This window comes from Metabacillus endolithicus, assembly GCF_023078335.1.
Taxonomy (GTDB): domain Bacteria; phylum Bacillota; class Bacilli; order Bacillales; family Bacillaceae; genus Metabacillus; species Metabacillus endolithicus.
The window spans coordinates 1,589,100-1,612,227 of the sequence record NZ_CP095550.1 but is presented as its reverse complement, the minus strand read 5'-3'; the positions used below and the strand labels follow the sequence as shown (position 1 = coordinate 1,612,227).

Below are 23,128 nucleotides of genomic sequence, written 5' to 3'. Positions count from 1 at the left end.
GTGAATGTGGGTCCTTTTTTCGTGATTTTGTCGAAAATCAAATATATAGAGCAAAGCGGCAAATAAATGCTAAGAATCGCCAAATAAAACTTTAAAACTAGCAAATAAATGATCAAAATCGTCAAATAAATACTCCTTTCGCAATTGACAGGCTCGAAAAAAGTATGGTAAATTAATTTTCGTTGTTTAATTCTCTACCATATTAGTAAACTAAAGGATTTTGGGGGTTTTATATTTGAATGCAGTTATTATTGCTGTTTTTGCTATGCTTATTTTAAGCTTATTAAGAATAAATGTTGTTTTTGCACTTGTGATAGGTGCATTAATTGGAGGTACTAACAGGTGGTCTTGATTTAGCCACAACAGTAGATACCTTTACAGCAGGCTTGGGTGGCAATGCAACAGTTGCGCTAAGTTATGCGTTGTTAGGAGCATTTGCAGTTGCTCTAACATCTTCAGGACTACCAGATGCTATGGTATCCTCAGTTATAAAACTAGTAGGTCGTGACGGTGATACAAGAAGAAAAGCCTTATCAAAGGCACTAATTGTTTTTATGATCTTAATCATGGCTATTTTCTCACAAAATGTCATTCCCGTTCACATTGCTTTTATTCCAGTGCTTATTCCACCACTATTAAAAGTACTGAATGAGCTTCAAGTTGATCGTCGATTAATTGCGACTGTTCTTACGTTTGGATTAATTACTCCATATATGTTCTTGCCTGTAGGGTTTGGGGCGATTTTCCATGAAATTATGCAAACGAATATGCAGGAAAGCGGCTTAACGGTTTCGTTAGCAGATATTCCCTCTGCTATGGCAATACCTGCAATAGGCATGGTATGTGGCTTGTTAATAGCTGTTTTCTTTACATATCGTAAGAAAAGACAATATGAAACTCGTGAAATGGCTGGGCAGCAATCAGGTCAAGCTTATACAAAGAAAAGTATTACTGTAGCAATTGTGTCGATTCTAGTTTCGCTTTCTGTACAACTCTATCTTTCTCAAAAACTTGGAGTAGAAGGAATGATCTTCGGTGCGTTAGCAGGTTTAAGTGTTTTGTTTATTGGTGGTGTCTTAAAACGAAACGAAGCAGATTCGATTATGACTTCAGGTATGAAGATGATGGCTTTTATTGGTTTTGTGATGATTACAGCTTCAGGGTTTGCTAGTGTTCTTAAAGAAACTGGTCATGTTGAAAAGCTAGTTGAAGACGCAGCAAATCTAATTGGTGGAAATCAAACAATTGGGGCCATCCTAATGCTGATTGTGGGCTTGCTCATTACGATGGGGATAGGATCTTCATTTTCAACAATTCCAATCATTACAACGATATTCGTTCCATTATGCTTGGAGTTAGGCTTTAGTCCAATGGCAACAATTGCGATTGTTGGAACAGCTGCGGCACTAGGAGATGCAGGATCTCCTGCTTCTGATAGTACATTAGGTCCAACATCTGGACTAGCTGCTGACGGAAATCATCATCATATTTGGGATACATGTGTTCCAACCTTTGTGCACTATAATATCCCGTTAATCATCTTTGGCTGGATTGCAGCTGTTTTGTTATAAGTGGATAAACAGAAAAACTTGGTCTATTAAACCAAGTTTTTTCTGTCTATATTTAATCTCTCCAGTAACTCCTCATCATCCCATTCTAGTACATGCTCAATAAAATCAGGATTTTGTTTAATGAACTCTCTTTCCAGTTGTTCTCTTTCATTTATATCTAAAAAATATTTTTTGACTACTAAAGCCTTCATTTTTTCACACCCTCTTTGTTTACTCACTATCTTTTTAACCAAAACTAGTATTTATTATACATTCATACTAACAAATTAGTAAAAAAGTTTAGATGTGATTTCTTTCGACAAAGTCTTCTCTTGTCTCTATTAAATTATCCATTGTATCATAGAACTATCCTTTTTTAGGAGGTTACTTCCATGTCATGGATGAAGGAAAACAAAATACTTGTTGCTAGTGTGATAGTAGGTGCAATATGTTTAGGGTGTTTTAGTGTCATTATGCTAGATATGGTAAATTCAAAAGCTGTATCTACTGCCCAAGCTGATAGTGAAGAACAAACATCAAAGGAGAAGGTTGATAAGGCTTCAGAGGAAGTTAATCTAGATGAAAACCCATTCGGAGGTAAAGATTCTACAGAGTTAACAGAGGAAGATATACTTAATTATATGCATGGTATGTCTCATCAAAAAGTAATTGCCGAGGAAAAGTGGCTTCATTATGAAATGACAACTGAACGGATAAACTATCTTATTGCAGTTGTTGAAAATGGTCCATATGAACATGAAGAAGTATTTTTAGATATTTTACATAGGTGGTCAGTTGATGATTTCTCAGAAGCTGACAAAGATCATAATAAAATTTGGAGAATCCAAGGAGGTACAATCGGAGAGGCAACCGGCGTGATGACGGCTGAGCAAGAACAGCTTTATCTTGAGGAAAATAAAGGCTCAATAGAATAAGGTTAACAAAAACATTTTAAAAAACACCAAGGCTTTATAAAATGCCTTGGTGTATTCATTCAAGCTGCTATTCTTTTTGATGTTGCTTTTGATACTGCGAAATAAATGCGAGGAGCAATAAATGCACCTAAAACGGTAAAAGCTACATCTTTTACAATAAACCAAGCCATAATAGCCCAAGCAGCTCCATATGACATAGGAGCATTAATCCAAACATTTAATGCAAGCCACATATAGGTTGTGCCGACAAGATAAATAAGTGAGATACCAACAAAAGAGGCTGTCATAAATGTAGGAAGCTTCTTTTCTTTACTGAATTCAATCACTTTACCGGCTGCATAAGCTGCTACAATATAAGATATAATAAATCCACCAGTACTTCCGAATATAACACCAATTCCACCGCTAAATTGTGCAAAAACAGGTGCTCCTGCTATTCCTACTAAGGCATATACGATCATTGATAAAGCACCAAGTCTGCTCCCTAATAATAAACCTGCTAAAATACAAAAGAAAGGCTGCATTGATAAAGGCACACCAGCTACTTCAAGAAACGGTGCCCAAGATGTTATGTTTGCTCCTATTGCCATTAAAGCAGCAAACATTCCAACTAATGCAAGATCATATGTAGTTAATTTCTTTTTCATTGTTTATCCCCCTTTTTGAATAATCCTTAAAAAAAGAATAATAGACCAACGAAACATTGTCAACCAGTTTGTTAAATAGGTTAACATAAAGAATGAGAAGAGAGGGATTCAAATAAATGTACTTTGGTAAAAAAAGAAAAACATCTTCATCGGACCGTGTACCACCAAATCAAAACGTAACAACAACCTTTCCTGTTTTACATACAGGTAATGTACCGTACTATGAGGATATAGAGAAGTGGAATTTACAAATTTACGGACTTGTAGAAAACCCAAAGTTATATACACTACACGATCTTAAAACGCATTTTCCTCAATCAAACTTAACTAACGATATTCACTGTGTAACAGGCTGGTCTAAACTTGATGTTAACTGGCAAGGTATAAAAACTCGGGACCTTTTTAAGGACATTAAGTTTAAGCCAAAGGCCAACTTTGTGATTATACATGCTGAAGAAGGCTGGACAACAAATCTTCCTTTAGCGGATTTTATGAAAGAAACAAGCTTACTTGCCTATGCCTATAATGATGAACCTTTAACACCTGAGCATGGATTTCCATTGCGTGCAGTTATTCCTCATCTTTACTTTTGGAAAAGTGCTAAGTGGGTAAGAGGGATTCAATTTACTGAGAAAAATCATCCTGGTTTTTGGGAACGGAATGGATATCATATGCAAGGAGATCCTTGGGAAGAAGAAAGATTTAGCTTTGATTAAGGAGTGATGACAAAGTTATCTTGATAAAATAAATACGGGCAAGACGTGGGTGTCTTGTAGTAAAAGTGAGTTAGGATGATAGTTTGGTCTAGTCTTGCCCGATACACTCATAATGACCAAACTTCTAGGTGAATATAACTAATTCTTACGAATAGTTTTAGAGTTATTTCGACAGTCCCAAAGGAATTTGTAGCAATTCGTCGTTAAATGAAAAAGACTGGAAAAATAATTGGGGATTTATGCAAATACAGAATAAAACATTAGACTACAATACTTTTTTAAGAAGTAAGCTCAAGAGATTTGATCATTCCTGGGCTTTACTTCTAGCGATTCTAAGACGATGTTTTATCCTTTTACATCAATCACATTGCCATGAGTTGGGTGTGGAGCTTGCATAACCTTTAATAACTGCTCATTACTTTGCTGTGAAGTTTCCATTACTTTCTTTGCTAAGGCAATACTAACATTTTGACCTAAGGATGCTTGGCTCAATCCAATTGATAATGCTGCAATATCCAATACGTTCACCCCCTTAAGTCTTGTATCGGTTAGGATAACAAAAGTTAAAGCGATAATGAAGCATAAAAAAAGAGCTATGCATGTGCTAGCTCTTAGAATTAGAATGTATGTTGTTATACTTGCTCTAAAATATCTGCTGTTTGACCGCATTGTTGAAGTGCTACCTCTACTGATTGCAATGAACTTTGAATTCTTTCTCGATTAGAATCTTGTTCAACTGTATTAAGGGCATTTTGTAATGAGGACTTAGCTGTTTCTAATGCTGAACAAGAATCCTGAACATAACCTCTAGCATTTTTTTGCATGTAATTACCTCCTTTTCCATATCAGGATTAGTTTGTGAAAAAACACAAAAAATATGTGAGATATTTTTATACATAAAAAAGAGACAGAATACTCTGCCTCTCTTAACCACTTACTTAGTTCATTAAATGAGCTTTTTCTAACACTTCTTCAACTGTTTTGTATGTGTAACCTAAGTCTTGAGCTACCGCTTTATAAGTGATTTCTCCAGCAATTACATTCACACCTTCTTGAAGAGCAGGGTTTTCACTAATAGCTCGATATGCACCTTTATTTGCAATTTGCAAGGCATAAGGAACTGTTACATTTGTTAATGCAATGGTTGATGTACGTGGAACAATTTCCTGGCATATTAGCAACTGCATAATGTAAAACTCCGTGTTTTTCGTACGTTGGGTTGTCATGAGTTGTAATATGGTCAACTGTTTCAACAATACCACCCTGATCAATCGCAACATCAACGATCACAGAACCAGGCTTCATTGCTTCTACCATTTCTTCTGTTACAAGTGTTGGTGCTTTTGCTCCTGGAATTAATACAGCACAGATTAACAGATCAGCTTCTGCAACAGCAGTTGCGATGTTCATTGGGTTCGACATCAATGTTTTAATTTGTGTTCCAAAAATATCATCTAATTGACGTAAGCGTTCAGCACTTAAATCAATAATTGTCACATCGGCTCCTAGGCCAATTGCCATTTTTGCAGCGTTTGTTCCAACAACTCCACCACCAATGATTGTTACCTTTCCACGGCTTACTCCAGGAACACCAGCTAGTAAGATTCCCTTACCACCTTTAGGTTTTTCAAGAAATTGGGCACCGATTTGTGCAGCCATACGTCCGGCTACTTCACTCATTGGAGTTAGCAAAGGAAGTGTGCGGTTAACAGTTACTGTTTCATAAGCAATAGCCGTTACTTCACTTTTCTTTAATGCTTGAGCTAATTCAGGCTCAGCAGCTAAGTGTAGATAAGTGAATAAAACTAAACCTTTTCTAAAGTAAGCATATTCAGAAGGAAGAGGTTCTTTTACTTTCATCACCATTTCAGCATCTGCCCATACTTTTGCAGCTTCTTCTACGATTTGTGCTCCAGCGAAGACATAGTCCTCATTTTCAAATCCACTACCTACACCTGCATTGTTTTCAATTAACACGCGGTGGCCAGAAGCAACAAGCTGTGTAACACCACCTGGAGTTAAAGCTACTCGGTTTTCATTGTTTTTAATTTCTTTCGGTACACCAATAATCATAAAAAACCTTCCTCCTTTAAAAGCCAATATTTAAAAGTTTCTATTTATTAACGCAAGTATAAATAAAATTCAGTTAAATATCTTTGTTTAAAAATGAGAAAGGTTTTGCGCCTTTTTGTGAAAAATCACAAAGACATTCGATCAAGCTTTAAATTTAAGTAAATTGTAATTTTTTGATTCATGTTTTTTAAGTTTAACTCAGCTATTTCGGAAATTCTTTTTAATCGATAGTTCAATGTGTTGATATGAATATTCAATGCTTTGGAAGCTTCATGAACATTGCTGTCGTAATCAAGAAATACTTCAAGTGTTCGAACAAGGTCTGTACCATGCTGTTTGTCGTATTCCTTTAATTTATAGAGAGGGTAATGGATATAACCGGTTTGTTTTCGTTGTTCATATAAAATGTCTAAATATTGATAAAAACCTAGTTCTGAAAAACTATTTAAGTCGATTGTTTCACTTGGAAATCGCTTTTTTAATGCGAGTACAGCAAGTGCCTCTTTGTAGCTTTTTTCAATAAAGGTTGAATCGGTAAAGATTCCTCCAATACTCGCTTTAACGTCTTTGTAGGAATATCTCTCATGTAATTGGCTAAGAGTAGATGTAGTAAATTGCTTAATATCTGTTAAAGCTGTGTCACTTTTTCCTGATAATAAAATAATAAGCTCATCAAAATCAATTGTGAAAAGCAAAATATTCACTTGCTGAGTTGTTTGCAATAAGTATGTTAGCTTTTTTTCAGCTTCATCATTTAACTCTTGTGGGAACTTAAAGATAACAACCGAAAAAGGAGGTGGTAGCTGTAAGTTTAATTCATATAGGCCATCTGTAATTTCGTCTTCAGTCGATATATGACCAGTTAAGAGCTTCCAAAAGAACTCCTGATTTCTTTCTATCTTTTTGTTTTTTCGCACCTGAAGATTTAGCATTTTGTTTTTTACGGCTTGTGCAGCTTTTTTTAATAGGAGTAAATCAGATTCTTGAAGATGTTTTTCAATTTCCAAAGCCCATATAAATCCTAGTACTTCATCATTTTTCCAAATAGAGATGGCAATTCGATTTCCAAGACCTACCTCATCAATGGTTTTCACTCTAATTGGTTCATCTGTTTTTAATAGCTTAGGGATTGTCCCATCTTTCCAAAGGCTGTTAATCACCTTTTCAGGAACACGTCTACCGATAATGGTGGATATTCGGGCTTGATCTGTTCGGTCATCATGTGTACTGTAAGCTAATAATCTATGATTAACATCTTCAATGGTAATTGGACATTGAAGCACTTCACTTATTTTTTCCGCTACATCCTCTAATCTTTCAAAATGGTATTTAAATGGATCGTAAGAACTTCCCGTCATTTTATCCCTACTTTAATTAACAATTTATATATGTATATTCTGATTTAAGAGTAGTATTATGGTACATGTTTGTCAAAGGTCATTTGTGACTGTTGTCGAGATATTCTGATGAATAAGAATGGCTATGGTAAACAGGGATGGATATAATTGTAATGAACGTATGAAAAAGGAGTGAAACTTGTGCACTATTACATCGTTACAGGGGCATCGAGAGGTTTAGGTGAAGCATTTGTAGAAGAAATACTACAAAAAGATCATACAGTTATTTGTTTATCACGATCAATAAATTCATCTCTTCAGCAAGTAGCTGAACAAAGAGAATCTACAATACGTTTTGAAGCATGCGACTTATCTGACACATCTCAGGTTTTAAGTGCGATTGAAAGGGTGTTGTCGTCAATTAACTTTAAAGCAGCCGAAAAAATTACATTAGTGAATAATGCAGGCACAATTAATCCTATTAAAAAGGGGGACATGCAAATGAACATGCTATTATTTCACACGTGAATGTAAATTTGCTTGCTCCAATGTTAATGAGTGAAGCAATAATAAAAGAAGCGGAGAAATACTCAGTACATACAATTATCGTCAATATTACATCAGGAGCTGCAAATCGGCCAATTCCAGGTTGGAGTTTCTATTGTAGTACAAAAGCGGGATTAAATATGTACACTCAAACAGTTGGTGCTGAGTTTATAGAAGCAAAAGCAAATATGACAACTATTGCATTTTCACCAGGAATTATGGATACAGAAATGCAAACAACTATTAGACAAGCAGAAGAAGAACATTTTTCTTCGCTCGAACAATTCAAGGATTTTCATCAAAAAGGGATGCTTAGATCAACATCATTTGTTGCTAAAACATTATATAACTTATTGAAGGGTCCCCTAGATAATGGAAGAGTATATGATATAAAAGAATTTATATGAACCTAAAAAGAACAAGATTTATAAAAAAGATTCGCAAAAATTGGCAGATGATGTAATAATATCTATAGTGAAAAAAGTCGTTTTAACATAATTCTTACGTATTATTGTGAACGATAAGTATGACTACAAACAAGCAGAGGTGATGGACATAAAAAAAATAAAACAAAAAAGGTTTAGTACCATCATCTCTTTAACCGTTATTATACTTTTGCTTCTCACTTTTATAAATTTATATGCTGCCTATTCAAACATACAACAAACTGTTGATTTAATAGGTTCATTAGTACTTGATTCCAACATCGAGACCGTAGAAGATATGAAAAAAGAGGCTTTACAAAATAGTATCCCTTATCTTATTTTTTGTGGTCTGTTTGTTTTAATTACTTTTGCTATATTCATAACTTTTCAATATTGTTATCAAAAAGAAGAAAGATCACAAGTTGGAGATGCAGAAGTAACGTATCAGGTTGAATTTCAATCAATGTTACATACAATGCGTTCTATTCGGCATGACTTTATTAATCATATCCAAGTAATTCAGGGATTATTAAAGATCGGTAGAGAGGATCGGGCGTTTGAATATGTGAATTCTTTAACTGCAGAAGTGGAAATGCTTGAATTGCCTGTTAAAGTTAATCACCCTGCTCTTTTCATTTTGTTACAATCAAAGTGGGTAAGAGCTCAAAACGATAAGGTTGATATGCATATACATATAGATCCTCATAATAGCTTCAAAAAGATGAATTCTATTGATTTGATAAAAGTTCTTTCCAATTTAATAGATAATGCATTTGACGCAACACTGCTCGGTACAGAATCAGAAAGGTTTATCAATATAGAAGCAAAAGAAACATCTTCAACATACATATTTAAAGTGGAGAACATTGGTCCTGAAATTCCTAAAAACCACCTCAGTAAAATCTTCCAAGCAGGCTTTTCCACAAAACCTGAGAAACGGGGGTTGCAAGAGGAGATGGATTAGGAATCATTAAAAAGGTGGTTGATCAATATGGAGGTTCGATTGATGTTCAATCGAATAAGCATTCCACTACATTTGAAATTAATATCCCAATCAAGTCTTAGGAAACTATTTTAATAGTTTCCTTTTTCTGTTGGAAGGGAATAGTATGGAAATAAATGTTCCAATTCCATCTTTTTATCATATAAATATAAGAACATCACTAAAGTATAATAAGAAACTTGTAAGAAAAACTCCCCTTATACTTGAAGGGATAACATATATGTGTTAGATTATTCTGAATATTATTGAAGGAGGATTTCCATGCGACGAGTAAGTATCACCGATGTTTTTACACATCCTATAGCACAAAAATATTTGAATCGTTCCGGAGTTTCACATGCGATTACTGTTGCCCAATATGCTGTGCAGCTCGCCATTAAGCATGATGTAAATCCCGACATAGCAGCTAAGGCAGGATTGCTTCATGACATCGGACACTATGAATGGTACACAAATGGAGAATGGGATTATGAAGCATATCGAAAAAATGACATTCATGCCATTAAAGGAGCAGAACGAGCACATAAGCTTTTAATTAGACTCGGTGAAGACCGCAAATACGCTAAAGAAGTTGCTCTTGCTATTTTACTTCATACAGATTCTTATTTACCGGAAAACTCAATAGATAAAAACACATTACAACGCATTGTCCGAAAAGCGGATGAAATGGATGAGGAACCTTTTGGCAAGCACCACTACAGAAAAATTAGCTACGAAGATGCCATAAAACAAATAGAACGACTTGATCAAGAAATTGAGCATTTTTTGACAGAGTATCGCAAAACAGTTTAAATGTTTGTGACATTGGCCTAGCTCCCCCCATATAGTGTAAATGAAAATAAGGGAGGGAGCTTTTATAATGAATTATCCTAATAATCAAATGCATAGTCATGGTGGCCCAGAAATGGTTACTCTTGTTGAGCCTTATGTTTATCAAACATTGCAAACTCTTGTAGGTAAGTTTGCTGTAATCCAAACAACACGTGACAGCTTAAGAGGAAAAGTAATGGATGTCAAACCAGACCACGTAGTCGTAAGAGTGGGAGATTCAACATTCTTTGTAAGATGTCAACAAATCGTGTCAGTTATGCCTGACTGATGATTGAAAAGCAGACCTAAACAGGTCTGTTTTTTTCTATGATTAATAACCATTTACATAATGCAAACCAAAAAAGATGACATATCCAATACACTCTATAAATAAAGATTAAAATAACAAGTATAACGTTTGACTGTACGGTTTGGAGAGGATAAGATATTTGTATCAATTGTACGAGGTGATAAGATGGGGTTTTGCTGTATAAAATCGGTGAATTAGCAAAGGAAGCAAATGTCTCAAAAAGAACGATTGATTATTATACTCAAATTGGTCTTTTAAATGTTGAAACCATTTCTGAATCTAAATATCGTTTATATTCAGAAAAGGCAATTGAGGATATCCGTTTTATCGAAGCGTGCAAAGAACTTCACATGAGTTTAAAAGATATAAAGGAACGTTTGGAGCTTAAGCGGCTGGATAAACAATGTGATGAAAAGCAAAAGCAGTGCTTAAAACATGCTGAAATTCTGGCTTCTCACATGAAGCAACTGGAACAAGAAATCAAAGAACTTAAACCAATTTTTGATAAACTAAACGAAGATTCTCAAATGGAGATTTCTAATCAAATCTCATCACAAAGCAAAGCTTTACTGAAGACATTGCATTTGCTATTACAATAGTTTAAAAGTGCACAAAAACGTTGAGATATGAAAAGGAGGAGCGGAAACGAATGTTTTTCCACCCAATGGATTTTTTAATTTTTGCAGCATTAGGCTTATCAATATGGGCTCAATTTAAAGTAAAGGGTAATTTTAAGAAGTGGTCAGATGTGGCTGTTTCATCACATAAAACGGGTGCTGAGGTAGCGAGACATATTTTAGATCAAAATGGCCTATATCAAGTTAAGGTAGAGCCGGTTAGAGGAACGTTAACAGATCACTATGATCCACTTTCTCGAGTTGTTCGGTTATCAGAACCGGTATATTATGGACATTCCATTGCTTCAGTTTCAGTTGCTGCTCATGAGGTTGGGCATGCCATTCAGCATCAGCAATCATACGGTGCTTTAGTGCTTCGTCATAAAATGTTTCCAGTTGTAAATCTAACATCTGGTGTTGCCCCATTTTTATTAATAGGCGGATTCTTGTTAGGGCAACTTAACTTAATTGGTTTAGGAATCATTTTGTTTTCATTTGCTGTAGCGTTTCAGCTTATCACTTTACCTGTAGAGTTTAACGCAAGCTCGAGAGCAAAGAATTTAATGGTTTCGGAAGGAATTATTTCTAACAATGAAGAACATGGCGTTAATAAGGTGTTAGGTGCTGCTGCATTAACATATGTAGCTGGAGCATTAATGGCATTATTTGAATTACTAAAGTTCGTTATGATCTTTGTACAAGGTGACGAAGAATAATATTCGTTTAAATTTTCTTAATTTAGGAGGTGAAAGGAACTGTCTATTTATAAAAGTGTATTAGTTTGATAGATACTAGTAACACGATAGGACAGTTCCTTATTTTGGATATAGTTAACCTGATTATTGTTGCGATTTTAATTGCAATTACCGCATTTTTCGTGGCATCGGAATTTGCGATTGTGAAACTAAGAAGTTCACGAATTGACCAGCTTATAGCAGAAGGAAATAAGTCAGCACTTGCAGCAAAGAGGGTAACATCTAACCTTGATGAGTATTTGTCTGCTTGTCAATTAGGTATTACGATAACTGCTCTGGGTCTTGGGTGGCTTGGCGAACCAACGATGGAAAGTATACTACACCCTCTTCTAGTCAGTTTTAATGTGAATGAATCAATTATAAGTGTATTAACATTCGTCATTGCCTTTTTAGTGGTTACCTACTTGCATGTTGTAATAGGTGAATTGGCTCCAAAAACAGTGGCCATTCAAAAGGCTGAATTTATTACATTGCTCTTTGCACGACCTTTGATTTTTTTCTACCGAGTCATGTTTCCATTTATTTGGATATTAAATGGTTCTGCAAATTTACTTGTTCGAATGTTTGGACTTAAGCCAGCATCAGAACATGAAATTGCTCATACAGAAGAAGAGCTTAGAATTATTCTTTCTGAAAGCTATAAGAGTGGTGAAATCAATCAATCTGAGTTTAAATATGTGAATAGAATATTTGAGTTTGACGATCGAATTGCAAAGGAAATTATGGTTCCTAGAACTGAAATCGTAACAACATCAGTAGAGAAGTCTTTTCAGGAAAATCTTGATATTATGAGAAACGAGAAGTTTACTCGATACCCTGTAGTAAACGGGGATAAAGATCATATTCTTGGAATGGTAAATATTAAAGAAATCTTTACTGATTTATACTATTTAACACCTGAAGGCCGAAAAAATACGTTTATTCAAAAATATATTCGTCCAGTCATACAAGTGATTGAATCGATTCCAATTCACGATCTTTTGATTAAAATGCAAAAGGAACGAGTTCATATGGCGATATTAATGGATGAATATGGTGGAACAGCTGGCCTTGTGACGGTTGAAGATATTATTGAAGAAATTGTTGGAGATATACGTGATGAGTTTGATCAGGATGAGGTTCCTAACATTCAAAAGCGTGGAGAAAAACATTTTGTTGTCGATGGAAAGGTGTTAATCTACGAAATTAATAATATGTTAGGCTTAAGTATTGATGATGAAGATATTGATACTCTTGGAGGATGGATTCTGACTCAGAACATGGAAAGTAAACAGGGAGATAAAATACTGTATGAAGGATTTGAGTTTCATATTCTAGATACGGAAGGTCACCTGATTCGTTCTGTAGAAATCAAAATGGCTTCTCAGCATGAAATAGAAGAAAAAACACTTCAATTATTGGAAGCTGAAGAATAATTTCAACACTAAAGTCAGTCCGACAACAGGGCTGGCTTTCTTTAGGTTAAGCTGTTTACGTAAAGAAAAGATTGGTAAAGATCTAGTAAATCATGTACATTTGTAGTATATGAAAATTTGAATTATTTTGAAACAATTTCGAGGAATAGTCGTATATACTGTTAGATACAAATGTTTAAGTTGCTTAAGGAAGGTTATAGATGACTATACTGAAAAATAGATGAGGTCTATAGAAACTGGAGGAAGTAGAGTGTTTAGATCAAAAGTTCATTTTTGGACATTGCAAATTTTATTAATGTTATTAATTGTTTTTGTAGGAACAAGGGTTTCCTTTTTGTTTGAACCCATTATTGTTTTTGCATCAACTTTGTTTTTCCCAATTCTTATTGCGGGAATTCTATTCTTCATTTTTAATCCATTAGTGAAGTTACTTGAAAAAGGAAAGGTTCCTCGTACACTGGCTATCCTGATTCCATATATTGTATTTATTGGTGTCGTTTCAGGGATTGTTTCATTTATTGGACCGATTGTTACAGAACAAATAACAGATTTAGTGAATAATTTCCCTTCATACGTAAACGAGTTTACACAATTTATTATTAATATGTCTCAAACTCACTGGTTTACATGGGTCATGGAGCAGGATTATGTGTCATTTAAGCAAATAGAAGATACATTGACTGGTTATGCGAAGAGCCTGCCGGAAAATATTACAACAAGCTTCACAGCTGTGCTTGGTGTTGTAACAAACATTACCTTAACGATTATTACAGTTCCATTTATTCTTTTTTACATGTTAAAAGATGGTCATAAGCTCCCTTCTACGGCAGTAAAGGTTTTACCATCAACATATCGTCATGAAGGATTGAAGATTTTACAAGATTTATATGAAACGTTAGCAGCTTACATACAAGGACAGTTAATAGTGTCCATTGCTGTGGGGATTGGATGCTTCATAGGTTATACTATAATAGGACTTGATTATGCACTTGTTCTCGGAATTGTTGTCGCGGTAGCTAATATAATTCCTTATTTGGGGCCGTTTATCGGTGCTGCTCCAGCCGTCATTATTGCTTTATTAGATTCGCCGACAAAAGCATTGCTTGCTGCTTTAGTGGTAACGATTGTACAACAGCTTGATGGGAATTTCCTTTCTCCGTTAATTATCGGGAAGCGTTTGAACACACATCCTTTAACAATTATTTTACTTTTAATAGGAGCTGGTAGCTTTGGAGGAATCATTGGAATGATTCTTGCTGTTCCAACGTATGCCGTGTTAAAAGCTGTTGTTTTAAATGTTATTCGATTAATCAAATTAAGATCTAAATATAAAGAAGAGCTAAAGAATGCTAAAGTATAAAGTTAGGCGAGAACCCTTTTTTCTCTTTTTCATATGATGTTGAACAATTAACTTTACATGTATGTGATAAGGGAGGAAGGGTATGCCGGCATTAGTTGGACCTATCAAGCTTAATAGGATAGGAGATGCAGCTGTTTTTAAAGTGGGTGATACGTTTAGTTTGTCACCTAAAAGTCAAAATGAGTCATCTGTTGGTGCAGGGGCACTAAATACAGGCGATTTTATCGAAATTGAAAACGTGTTTACGATCACAAATTTTGAAGATAGTGATATTGTGGATCAACCAAACACTTTTAACTTTTAAGTTGTGTTAAGAGTTATCATCCAAAAGAACTGATTTAGGTTCCTACTAAATCAGTTCTTTTGTTTGTTGTTTGGGGTAGTGAATGCTGAAATTGAAAGAAACATGATTTATAATAATGGCAGAGACTGCTGAAAGGATGAAGAATAGTGAAAATTAGAAAAGCAAATGTGAAAAATGGAGAAGAATTCATAACAAACGTTTATATTTATGAAAATAAAAAACAAGAATTCAGTATGATTGCCATCCCGGAAATTGAGTGGTCTACGACTGTTAGCTATGAAGAGGGAAGAGAAGAACTTAGAGTTCGCCTTCAATCATCTTTATCGAAAAGAGTGGAAGCTGATACTGCTGGTGAGCTCGCAGGAAAAATAGGACATTGGGTAGGGGAAATGTAAAGAGGCTTTGTCGTTAAGCCTCTCTATTTTGCTCTAAAAAACTTTCAACATCACGAATGTATTCTTCACGAGGGTACCCCTGATAAAGAGTTGATGTTAGCCTCTTGGGATCACCAAAAAAATACCGTTCATATTGTGTTTGTCGTGTTCCAAAGCTGCTCATCGTAAGATCCCATGCAAGGCGAAAGAGCTTCGCTTTTGTTTCAGCATCACATGCATATCCTTGACAGAAATGATCAATTTCACTAACTAAGCTGGAAGCAAAATCCTCTTCTGAAGGTATAGCTACCATTCCCCCGGCACCTATTAATTGAATGATTTCAATCATTCGAGGGTAAAGCTTTGGGAAAATATTTGATGCAACAAATAAAGAGTGAACATATGGAACCATTGTCCCCCATTCGTCTTCCTTTGCTTCAAGCTCTGAACGATCTAAAAGAGCCTTCATTGTTTCTAACCCAATAATCATTTCACTAATTTTTTCTTGTATATGATGATACTCTGTTACGTTTAAAACAGTAACCATTTTTTGTGCAAGACCAATTAAGAACTCTGTTTTTGTAATTTGTCTAATAATGACCTGGTGCAATGCTTGTGGTGTAAAGCTACTTCTTGCAAAAAGCTGATGTGCAAGATCATTACGGTGATAAAAAATAACTCTTTCCCAAGGCACTACTACATTATTAAAGACAATCATCGTGTCCATTTCATCGAAACGAGAAGAAAGTGGATAGTTAAATTGAGAGTCGTCTTGATAAAAGGATTCACGGCAGATAAATTTAATTCCATCTGCATCTGTAGGAATACTAAAACAAAAGGCATAATCATCGGTTTGACCTGTAGGTAAGATGAATACCTCATCAGTCATACCTCCTTGTGTTGCTAACATCCTTGCCCCTTTTAGTATAAGTCCATCTGATGTTTTCTTTATTATTTTTGCAGCAATTGGTTGTGAAGATAACTCATGATAATTTGTTGAACGATTTACTTGTGGATTGATAAAACTGTGTGTGAAGGAAAGATCTTTTTCTCTGGCATCCTCATAAATATTCAGTAGATTTTTACAAAACTCATCACCTTGTTCACGTAGAATAGTAGCTGAAGCAGCGAACGTCATTAATGCTGTGTTTAAGTAATCTGGTGTACGTCCCATCATTCCTGCTGTTTTTTTGGCCCAAGTTTTAATCATATATCTTCTTGCTTCTAGGTCTTCTTTCGTTCTGGGTTGCAAAAAAGATAGTCCTACACGTTCATTTGATGTAGGAGATGTAAAGGTCATTTTTTTTATGAAATCAGGATGAACTTGAGTGTCATACAGAGATGCCTTTGATTGCATGGCACCTTTATAGACTGGGTGCTGTGAGAGCTTCCCTGAAATTTTTTCCCCCTTCATCCATACATCAGGATGTAGCTGATCCATGCGCTCTAAATATTTTTCACCATTAATTGCAGGCATTATTTTCACTCCCTACCTATATGTCATTACTATATGAAAGGATGGGTAGTGAGGTGAGAAGATACATAGGATGAAAACGATGTTGGAAAAAGAAGAATGATATAGAGAGGAATGATGCTGTCTATGGATGAATATTGTAAGTAGTAATAAGAAAAATCTGACTGTAAGCGCTTACTTTATGTTTAATAAATAATACCATGGAAAAAATAATGACTACAGATCTTTATAAGGGGTGTGAACACTATGCATGAAGAAAATTTTTTTAAAGGAATGGCTTGGGCCACATTGCTGAGTGTACCATTATGGTTATCATTTTTCGGATGGATGAAAATAACGCTGAGTTTTTTGAGTCATTTATAATACTATGGACCCACAATTGTTAGTAAATAACCAAAATATGATTTATTATTAAGATAAATGTAGTAAAATAGAATAAATTGAAATTATTGGTTATTTTTTGTATCGGGGGTCAAAGCATGGAGGTTTTTGTTGCACGGCAGCCAATATTTAATATAAAAGAAGAAGTTTTTGCATATGAACTTTTATATAGAGGAAGTAAGGAAAATATATTTCCAGATATTGATGGAGACCTTGCTACAACAGAAGTCATTATTAATAGTTTTTTAAATATTGGTATTCATGATTTATCAGAAGGCAAACGTTGTTTTGTCAACTTTACAGATAGTCTGCTAAAATCCCGAGTACCAACATTTTTTAATCCCTCATCTATTGTTGTAGAAATATTAGAGAATGTTGAAATAAGTGAAGAACTGATTCTTTCATGTAAAGAGTTAAAAGAATTAGGTTATACAATTGCGCTTGATGATTTTTATGTCCAAGAGCAATCATCCTTATTACCGAGATTATTACCTTATGTTGATATCATTAAAGTGGACTTTCTACATACATCCAAAAGTGAACAAAAAGACATGGTTGAACGGTATCGTCCTCATAATATAGAACTTTTAGCAGAAAAAGTGGAAACAAGAGATGATTTTTTATTTGCAAAGAAAACGGGATATACATATTTTCAGGGTTATTTTTTTAGCAAACCACATATTGTTTCAAGTTATGATGTTCCTTCTTATCTAAAAACGTATTATCATATACTTTCAGAAATAGCGAAGACAGAACCCAATATTGATAAAATTGCCTCCGAAATTGAGCATGATATCTCTATGTCATATAAGCTGTTAAAATTAATTAATTCACCGGCTTTTAGACCTGTTAATAAAATTGAATCTATCAAACAGGCAATTGTCCTACTTGGATTAAATGAACTTAAAAAATGGATTTATGTTATTTCATTAAAAAATATAAATTACCCAAAAGATATTAATATGCAAGAAGTAATTAAGTTATCCTTAGTTCGTGGGAAGTTATGTGAACAGATTGCCATTTATCTAGGGATGGGTCAGTCAGCACCTTTCATGTTAACAGGAATGTTTTCATTAATTGATACATTGATGCATCGAAATATCCAGGATGTGTTAAAGGACCTACCATTATCCGATGATATTCAAGATGCTTTGCTCGGGAAAGAAAACGATTTATATCACGTGTTACTTTGGGCCGAAAGTATTGAAAAATCAACTTGGGATATAGAAGATTTGAAAATACCAAAAGAAGAGATTAACCGCATTTATTTATCTTCTATTGAATGGGCAACAAACCTTATGGAATTAGATGAAAAGTAGGAGAATTAAACATTTATTATTACGGGAACGAGTGTGGGTACTTTACCTGCACTTTATTTTTTTCGATGTTCAATAATAATTTGTAAATAGTTGAAGGAAACTGTCATCAAACAGAGAATGTTAAAGATAAGAGTGTACACATCCTATGACAAGTCCTCAAAATTCTCTTTATTCTAAGGAGGCTTGTAGACACGATGATGGTGCAGCCAACATTTTATGTGTTAGATGACAAGATGGTTGCGGTTTTTTCGGTGTTAAAGGACAATTGCAAGGTGACAATGGAGTGTTTGTATTCAAAAACAGGAATTGAGGATTACACGATAGAGTATCATGGTCCTCAAGAAATGAAATCTCAGTTAATTCAACTAGCTGTTTCAGAGGCAGAAAACATTTTTACAAAGACTATATTGACTGTTTAAGTTAGGTAGAGATCTATTTGAAATAGGTCTCTTTTTTAGGCTGTTAAAAAAACTTTTCATCTGGTTTTTTAATTACCGATAATGGAGCGCAATGGAATGGACTATTTTTGCTCAAAATATGAAAATAGAGGCTTACCATATACCCATAAAAACAAAATGACAGACGAAATGTTTATTTGTTAGGACTTAAGGTAGAAACAAAAATAAAAAAAGTCGGTAAGACGAAGAAATATATAATTTGAACTATTGCGTTTGACTTGCGGCATCACGCATTGAGTCATAAGAATTATTTTCGGTGAAAAAATACCTTATTTAGATTAGAATTTAACTTATAGAAAGCAGACTAGGTTGGCCTTACATTCGCTTACCAACAAATAGGGAGTGTGAAACTGTGAATCAACAAAAGATTGATGAAATGACACAGCTTTTATTAAAGATAGAACAAGAGTTAAAAGAATCAAAAGAATCGCTGCAGCTTATAAATAAAAGTATCGATAAATATGATAAATTTGCATTTTTAAATGTATCTTAAGAAACTTGGATAAAACCAAGTTTCTTTTGTTTTTTATTGACATAATTTGGCGGTTAGTTGAGAATGGAAGATGATTGATTTATTCGGAAAGAGATCTCAGCATGTAGTCATATAAAGCTAGACAGGTGGTTGGCCAAAAGATGGTTGATAATGAACATATTAAACAACAAATGATTCAAATCATTGAATCGCAAGTAAAAGAGAGCGAATTACAGCATCTTGTTGTTTCTTTTATTAAGGAAAAAGACAACTTTCATTTTGCTCATTTGGCCATATTACATTATGATGCATTCGAGGGAAAGAATGCAGAAATAGTGAGGCTGGCTGCTGCTATTCAATTATTAATCTTATCTTTTGATATGTTGGATGATCTTGAAGACTTAGATAATATGGAAGAGCCTTGGATGAAAATTAACTCTTCTATTGCTTTAAATGCGGCAACGTTGATTTATACGTTAAGTCATAAAGTGATATTATCATTATCTTCTCCATATAAAATTCAAATACTTGATTCATTTACTAGGTTTTCTCTCCAAGCAATGGAAGGGCAGCATCTTGATTTGGAAAACTCTTTATTTAGTGAAGATGAATGTATCAAAATGATGAAGTATAAGTCAGGTTCTTTAATTGCATTAGCATCTGTAAGTGGCATGCTTTTAGCTGGTGCAAATGAAGAAAAAGTTGAGGCATATTCGTATCAAATTGGAATTGCTGCACAAATTGAAAATGACTTTAGAGATTTATTTAATCCAAATAAAAACGACATTTCAGCACAAAAAAAATCATTAGGCTTTCTTTACCTTCAAAAAAAGTGTAATGAACATGCTTTGGAGATTATTGAAGGCTTTAAAAGTGAAAAAACAGTCGAAGCCTACTTTGGGAGTTATAAAAAATTTAGTAACAAACTCTTAAATTCCGGAACTGTGCATTATTTAAATGTCATGAAGCAAATAGCTGTAAATAAAGCAGCAAAATTAATAAATGAATTACCAATTAAACAAGACCAAATTGAGAGATTAAAAGCTGTTCTATTAAGTAGTAAAGAACAATTTTGAACGATATTAATATCATAATTTATGTTGAAAGGTGATTATAATTTAGATGCGTCTTACCTTTAATAGGATGCTCCAACTATTAGTCATATTAAGTATTATTTTTGTTCTTTATATTATAATTTTAAATTATAAATACCCATATGTTGGAGCTAGAATAATTGAAACAAATAACGAAGAAATGCTGATTTCTGAAATTGAGCCAAAAACCTGGGCAGAAAAAGTGGGTATTCATGTTGGGGATAAGATCGTTGAAATAAATAACAAAGATCCACAGCTTCATAATCCAGCTGTTAGTCATGGTCTCCTTGAACAGATAAACTCAGTTAAGGTACTTAAAACAAATGGAATAACTAAAGAATATATTGTTCCATCAACTTTATTCAGTAATCAGGTTTTGTTTATGATAATCATCCCTTTAACAGTTCTTGCCTTATGCTTGTTTAGTATTTATTTTATTAATAAATCAAACAAAGAGACAAATCAACGGTCTGCTCATTTATTAATACTATTTTTATTAATAGTAGCCATGGCTTATCTTAGTGCAAGTGGTTCTTCAAGGGGAGATTTACTAAGTAGATACGTGAATATAGCCTTATTTACATTAGTTCCAGTAAGCTATTTACACTTTATCTATCAATATTTTAAAGAATTAGGAAAAGAACTTTTCAGATTTTCTTATATTATATTTGGTTATATGCTCGTATTTATCAATATTTTGGCTGAATTAGTTCATAATTTTTGGGGAATGACCATAATAAGTAACAAGTTGCTTACACTAGTGTCATTTCTTATTTTACTTATTTTAACTTTTAGTTTAAAGTTTTCAGGTTTAAGAAAGATTAGATATTCAGAACAAGCATATTTAGTCAAAATATTAATTGTAACAAATGTTTTAGCTTTTACACCTTTTCTTTTGTTCTATGTCATTCCGTATGTAATTTTTCAAAAGTATGTATTTTCGCCAATATTTTTATCTGCTTTTTTACTCTTAATTCCCTTTTCATTAGTTTATCAATTTTTGGTAACGAAGATATACGATATAGAATTCTTGTTAGGAAGACTTAAATATTATTCAATACTTGCCATAATTCCAACTCTGATTATGGTTATGATTATGTTCACTTTAAAAGAAAGCAATCCAACTTTTTATTCTGTTCAACTTTTTGTTTATATTTACTTAGCTATGGTGTTCATTTTTTATGTGAAGGAAGTTTTAGATGATCGTTTTAGATTAAAGCGGTTTTCCGAAAAGTATAATTATCAGGACAGCATTTTTAAGTATACTCAAAGCATACGAAAAGCAAGTAATTTGGAACAGGTTATTGCAGAATTAAAGCAAGTAATTGTGGATGTACTCCATGTTAGCAAGGCATATTTTATCGAGCTTGATAAGGTAAAGAATATTACTTCTGTTGATCCCTTAGCAAAGGAACCAAATTATAGATCTTATTTAAAAGAAATTAAAGAAGCTTCAAATGAAATTGGTAAGATTGTTGAAATAGATAAAGGTTTTGTTATTAATATAGGTGTAACTGACAACAAGAGCTATGTATTAGTATGCTTGTCTATACTAAACACACCTAAATTAACTCGTGATGAGGTGTCATGGTTAAAAACTCTTTCGTTTTACACAAATGTTTCATTAGAAAACTTTTTGAAAATTGATGAACTAATGCAACACTTACAAAAGGTTGAGACAGAGACAGAGGGAGGAAAACCAGATTGGCTGAATAAGATTTTGTTTTCTATAGAAGAAAAGCAACGATCTCATTTAGCTAAGGAAATACATGACTCTGTTCTTCAAGACTTGGTTTCTTTAAAAAGGCAATGTGAATTGGCAATGTCAGAAGAAGATGCTGATGTTCTTAAAAAACAGCTGCAAAGCATAAACAGCAGTATGACGAAGGTTATTAAAGAAACAAGAGAAACATGTCAAGAACTGCGACCACAGTTACTTTATGATTTAGGCTTAGTTAAGGCATTAAATAAGCTCATTATGCAATATCAAGACATTGTAAGCTTTGACATCCGACTTAATACTGGAAATATAAATGCTTCTTTGGATCTTGATACTCAATTAAACATTTATCGAATTGTACAGGAATTGCTTATAAATGCTCATAAACATTCAGAAGCAACAAATGTTGTGATTATTCTTGTTTTTATAAAAGATAAGATTGTTCTCCATTACGAGGACGATGGTATTGGTTTTAATTATGAAGAAATAGGTGATCAAAAAGAAAGAACAGGCCTTTCTGGTATAAGTGAACGGGTCAAAGCTTTAAAAGGATCGTTCTTAATTGAAACATCAAGAGAAAATGGATTAAAAATAGATATTGAAATATAGACTTGGTGAATGCCAGGTCTATTCTATTTCAAGTACATTTCCTGTTTTCTTTAATTTTACAAAAACTAAACAAATCCTCAATATAGCCATGATATTTATCCATTAAGATGTTAATTATATCCTTTTAGGAATCAGGAAAGCGTTTCCTAAATGAGGAGGTTATAATGGATATTATGGCTGTACTTCCAACATTACTTTTATTGTTTGTTTATTTTATTTTTGTTGTGTTTGTTCTAAGGAAATAGTAAGGATTTTAGCTATCATCTAAGCCTGAAGTTTATTTCATCTTCGACTTCTGTAAATATTCACACTTAAATTCTTTAAAGCCATTAAGTGATGTTTTGATCTATTATTTTTCGCTTCAAGAATCTCCTTATGATAGACTATATTTACAATTGTTTATAGTAAACAAGGTAAATTATTA

Annotated in this window: 25 protein-coding genes and 2 pseudogenes; 20 read left to right on the top strand and 7 right to left on the bottom strand. The window is 33.7% G+C overall.

Annotated elements, in window-relative coordinates; translation table 11 throughout:
* Positions 1-235 precede the first annotated feature (235 nt).
* Positions 236-1,571, top strand: a pseudogene (locus tag MVE64_RS08680) (Na+/H+ antiporter family protein).
* Positions 1,572-1,597: 26 nt separating this feature from the next.
* Here MVE64_RS08680 and MVE64_RS08675 read toward each other — a convergent pair.
* Complete coding sequence (locus MVE64_RS08675; protein WP_247345577.1) at positions 1,598-1,762, bottom strand: hypothetical protein; 165 nt, start codon at positions 1,760-1,762, stop codon at positions 1,598-1,600.
* A 180-nt stretch (positions 1,763-1,942) separates the two neighbouring features.
* On the opposite strand from MVE64_RS08675, the gene MVE64_RS08670 reads away from it, so the two are divergent.
* Positions 1,943-2,485 carry a DUF6241 domain-containing protein gene (locus MVE64_RS08670; RefSeq protein ID WP_247345574.1) on the top strand — a complete coding sequence of 181 codons (543 nt, stop codon included), beginning with the start codon at positions 1,943-1,945 and terminating at the stop codon, positions 2,483-2,485.
* Between the two features lie 59 nt (positions 2,486-2,544).
* Here the strand turns inward: MVE64_RS08670 and MVE64_RS08665 are convergent, their stop codons facing one another.
* On the bottom strand, positions 2,545-3,132 hold the full coding sequence (locus tag MVE64_RS08665) for a biotin transporter BioY (RefSeq protein WP_247345572.1): 588 nt from the start codon (positions 3,130-3,132) through the stop codon (positions 2,545-2,547).
* Positions 3,133-3,248: 116 nt separating this feature from the next.
* Between MVE64_RS08665 and MVE64_RS08660 the strand changes: the two genes are divergently transcribed.
* A complete protein-coding gene (locus tag MVE64_RS08660; RefSeq protein ID WP_247345570.1) occupies positions 3,249-3,848 on the top strand; it encodes a sulfite oxidase-like oxidoreductase in 600 nt (199 codons plus the stop codon).
* Positions 3,849-4,193: 345 nt separating this feature from the next.
* Here MVE64_RS08660 and MVE64_RS08655 read toward each other — a convergent pair whose 3' ends face one another.
* The 4 genes and pseudogenes from MVE64_RS08655 to adeR all read right to left on the bottom strand — a co-directional run bounded on the left by MVE64_RS08655 (position 4,194) and on the right by adeR (position 7,279).
* Positions 4,194-4,367: a YjfB family protein gene (locus MVE64_RS08655; RefSeq protein WP_121663297.1), complete on the bottom strand. Its 174-nt coding sequence runs from the start codon at positions 4,365-4,367 to the stop codon at positions 4,194-4,196.
* A gap of 113 nt (positions 4,368-4,480) precedes the next feature.
* Positions 4,481-4,672, bottom strand: a complete 192-nt coding sequence (locus tag MVE64_RS08650) for a hypothetical protein (RefSeq protein WP_247345567.1) — start codon at positions 4,670-4,672, stop codon at positions 4,481-4,483.
* 114 nt (positions 4,673-4,786) lie between these two features.
* Positions 4,787-5,921: pseudogene (gene ald, locus MVE64_RS08645) on the bottom strand (alanine dehydrogenase).
* A 125-nt stretch (positions 5,922-6,046) separates the two neighbouring features.
* Positions 6,047-7,279 (bottom strand): sporulation transcriptional activator AdeR, encoded by a 1,233-nt coding sequence (gene adeR, locus MVE64_RS08640; RefSeq protein WP_247345565.1) that lies wholly within the window; start codon positions 7,277-7,279, stop codon positions 6,047-6,049.
* Positions 7,280-7,459: 180 nt separating this feature from the next.
* Between adeR and MVE64_RS27355 the strand changes: the two genes are divergently transcribed.
* From MVE64_RS27355 to MVE64_RS08590, 12 genes are all read left to right on the top strand, one after another.
* Entirely contained in the window at positions 7,460-7,786 is a 327-nt protein-coding gene (locus MVE64_RS27355) for an SDR family NAD(P)-dependent oxidoreductase (RefSeq protein ID WP_281730466.1), read from the top strand.
* 8 nt (positions 7,787-7,794) lie between these two features.
* On the top strand, positions 7,795-8,211 hold the full coding sequence (locus MVE64_RS27350; protein WP_281730465.1) for an SDR family NAD(P)-dependent oxidoreductase: 417 nt from the start codon (positions 7,795-7,797) through the stop codon (positions 8,209-8,211).
* A gap of 142 nt (positions 8,212-8,353) precedes the next feature.
* Complete coding sequence (locus MVE64_RS08630) at positions 8,354-9,193, top strand: sensor histidine kinase (RefSeq protein ID WP_247345562.1); 840 nt, start codon at positions 8,354-8,356, stop codon at positions 9,191-9,193.
* A gap of 14 nt (positions 9,194-9,207) precedes the next feature.
* Positions 9,208-9,294, top strand: coding sequence for a hypothetical protein (locus MVE64_RS28110; protein WP_425594007.1), 87 nt, complete (start codon positions 9,208-9,210; stop codon positions 9,292-9,294).
* A gap of 199 nt (positions 9,295-9,493) precedes the next feature.
* Entirely contained in the window at positions 9,494-10,024 is a 531-nt protein-coding gene (locus MVE64_RS08625; RefSeq protein WP_247345559.1) for an HD domain-containing protein, read from the top strand.
* A gap of 67 nt (positions 10,025-10,091) precedes the next feature.
* Positions 10,092-10,331 (top strand): YuzF family protein, encoded by a 240-nt coding sequence (locus MVE64_RS08620; protein WP_379052935.1) that lies wholly within the window; start codon positions 10,092-10,094, stop codon positions 10,329-10,331.
* 194 nt (positions 10,332-10,525) lie between these two features.
* Positions 10,526-10,951, top strand: a complete 426-nt coding sequence (locus MVE64_RS08615; RefSeq protein ID WP_247345557.1) for a MerR family transcriptional regulator — start codon at positions 10,526-10,528, stop codon at positions 10,949-10,951.
* A 50-nt stretch (positions 10,952-11,001) separates the two neighbouring features.
* Positions 11,002-11,685 (top strand): zinc metallopeptidase, encoded by a 684-nt coding sequence (locus tag MVE64_RS08610; RefSeq protein WP_247345554.1) that lies wholly within the window; start codon positions 11,002-11,004, stop codon positions 11,683-11,685.
* Positions 11,686-11,789: 104 nt separating this feature from the next.
* Positions 11,790-13,139, top strand: a complete 1,350-nt coding sequence (locus tag MVE64_RS08605; RefSeq protein WP_247345553.1) for a hemolysin family protein — start codon at positions 11,790-11,792, stop codon at positions 13,137-13,139.
* A 250-nt stretch (positions 13,140-13,389) separates the two neighbouring features.
* Positions 13,390-14,499 (top strand): AI-2E family transporter, encoded by a 1,110-nt coding sequence (locus MVE64_RS08600; RefSeq protein WP_247345551.1) that lies wholly within the window; start codon positions 13,390-13,392, stop codon positions 14,497-14,499.
* An 82-nt stretch (positions 14,500-14,581) separates the two neighbouring features.
* A complete protein-coding gene (locus tag MVE64_RS08595; RefSeq protein ID WP_247345548.1) occupies positions 14,582-14,803 on the top strand; it encodes a spore germination protein in 222 nt (73 codons plus the stop codon).
* A gap of 146 nt (positions 14,804-14,949) precedes the next feature.
* Positions 14,950-15,198 (top strand): YueH family protein, encoded by a 249-nt coding sequence (locus MVE64_RS08590; RefSeq protein WP_247345545.1) that lies wholly within the window; start codon positions 14,950-14,952, stop codon positions 15,196-15,198.
* 13 nt (positions 15,199-15,211) lie between these two features.
* Here the strand turns inward: MVE64_RS08590 and hpaB are convergent, their stop codons facing one another.
* Positions 15,212-16,654 carry a 4-hydroxyphenylacetate 3-monooxygenase, oxygenase component gene (gene hpaB / locus MVE64_RS08585; RefSeq protein WP_247345543.1) on the bottom strand — a complete coding sequence of 481 codons (1,443 nt, stop codon included), beginning with the start codon at positions 16,652-16,654 and terminating at the stop codon, positions 15,212-15,214.
* A gap of 476 nt (positions 16,655-17,130) precedes the next feature.
* Between hpaB and MVE64_RS08580 the strand changes: the two genes are divergently transcribed.
* From MVE64_RS08580 to MVE64_RS08560, 5 genes are all read left to right on the top strand, one after another.
* A complete protein-coding gene (locus tag MVE64_RS08580; protein ID WP_247345541.1) occupies positions 17,131-18,351 on the top strand; it encodes an EAL and HDOD domain-containing protein in 1,221 nt (406 codons plus the stop codon).
* 194 nt (positions 18,352-18,545) lie between these two features.
* Positions 18,546-18,770 (top strand): hypothetical protein, encoded by a 225-nt coding sequence (locus tag MVE64_RS08575; protein ID WP_247345539.1) that lies wholly within the window; start codon positions 18,546-18,548, stop codon positions 18,768-18,770.
* A 391-nt stretch (positions 18,771-19,161) separates the two neighbouring features.
* On the top strand, positions 19,162-19,302 hold the full coding sequence (locus MVE64_RS08570) for a DegQ family regulator (RefSeq protein WP_098795571.1): 141 nt from the start codon (positions 19,162-19,164) through the stop codon (positions 19,300-19,302).
* Positions 19,303-19,442: 140 nt separating this feature from the next.
* Positions 19,443-20,357, top strand: a complete 915-nt coding sequence (locus MVE64_RS08565) for a polyprenyl synthetase family protein (protein ID WP_247345536.1) — start codon at positions 19,443-19,445, stop codon at positions 20,355-20,357.
* Positions 20,358-20,403: 46 nt separating this feature from the next.
* Entirely contained in the window at positions 20,404-22,704 is a 2,301-nt protein-coding gene (locus MVE64_RS08560) for a histidine kinase (protein ID WP_247345534.1), read from the top strand.
* The last annotated feature ends 424 nt before the right edge of the window (positions 22,705-23,128 follow it).